The sequence below is a fragment of the Paludisphaera soli genome (genome assembly GCF_011064595.1).
Classification (GTDB): Bacteria; Planctomycetota; Planctomycetia; order Isosphaerales; family Isosphaeraceae; genus Paludisphaera; species Paludisphaera soli.
In genome coordinates this window covers 1-1,039 of the sequence record NZ_JAALJI010000117.1, presented here as the reverse complement: position 1 = coordinate 1,039, position 1,039 = coordinate 1, and the positions used below count along the sequence as shown (strand labels likewise).

General features: G+C 69.4%; 1 protein-coding gene. It reads left to right on the top strand.

Translation table 11 applies throughout. The features are described 5' to 3' along the window. Window positions 1-10 precede the first annotated feature (10 nt). Window positions 11-1,039 (top strand): IS630 family transposase (locus tag G6O68_RS31870; RefSeq protein ID WP_206108296.1); only part of this gene is annotated, 1,029 nt, incomplete at its 3' end.

Here is a 1,039-nt window from a genome sequence, read left to right as displayed (position 1 = left end):
ATAATTCCGCATGATCCGCATCCACCTCGACGACGACACCCGAGACGAACTCCGAGCCCTGCGGCGGGAGCCGCTGCCGCCCAAGGTCCGCGACCGCATCGAGATCCTCACGTTGGCCGACGCCGGATGGTCGGCCCCCAAGATCGCCCGGCACCTCGGCCGCTGCGGCCAGACCGTCCGCGACCTGCTCAAGGACTTCCTCGACCGCGGGGCCGCCGCCCTCAGTCCTCGACGTCCCGGGCCGCCTCCGGACGCGGCCCGCCGCGACCGCGTGGCCGAAGAACTCCGGAAGCTGCTGGCCGAGGGCCGGACCTGGACCAGCCGTCAACTCAGCGAAGCCCTCGCCGAGCGAGGCGTCGCGATCGGGCCGCGCCAGGTCCGCCGCCATCTCAAACGTATGCGGGCCCGCTACCGCCGGACGGCCTCGACGCTCAAGCACAAGCAGGACCCGGCCGAGGCCGACCGGGCCGGGCGGGTCCTCGCCAACCTCAAGGCCAAGGCGGCGGCCGGCTCGATCACGTTGTACTACCTCGACGAGTGCGGCTTCTCGCCGACCCTGCCGGTCGGCTACAGCTGGAGCCTCCCCGGCGAGCGGAAGTTCGTCCGATACGAGGCCCCGCAGGGCCGCCGCGTCAACGCCCTGGCGGCCTATCGGCCTTTCGGGAGGACGCCCCGCCTGGAGGTCTTCACGGCCGAGCGAACCTGGGACTCGTACGACCTGATCGCCTTCCTGAAGGCCCTGCCGTGGTCGAAGTCACCGCGAGTGGTGGTTCTGGACAACGCCGGCTTCCACACGAGCAAGGCGGTCCGCTCCGCCAGGAAGGGCCTGGCCGACGCGGGCATATACCTGTTCTTCCTGCCGCCGTACTCGCCGGAGCTGAATCGGATCGAGCCGGTGTTCCGGCAGATCAAGCATCAAGAGATCCCGATCAGGAGCTACACGACGCGGTCGGGACTAAGGGAGGCCGTCGACCGAGGCTTCTCGGCCTACCGGCGGAGACTCCTCGTGAAAAGCCAAAGTGAACTACGTCCAGCTGCT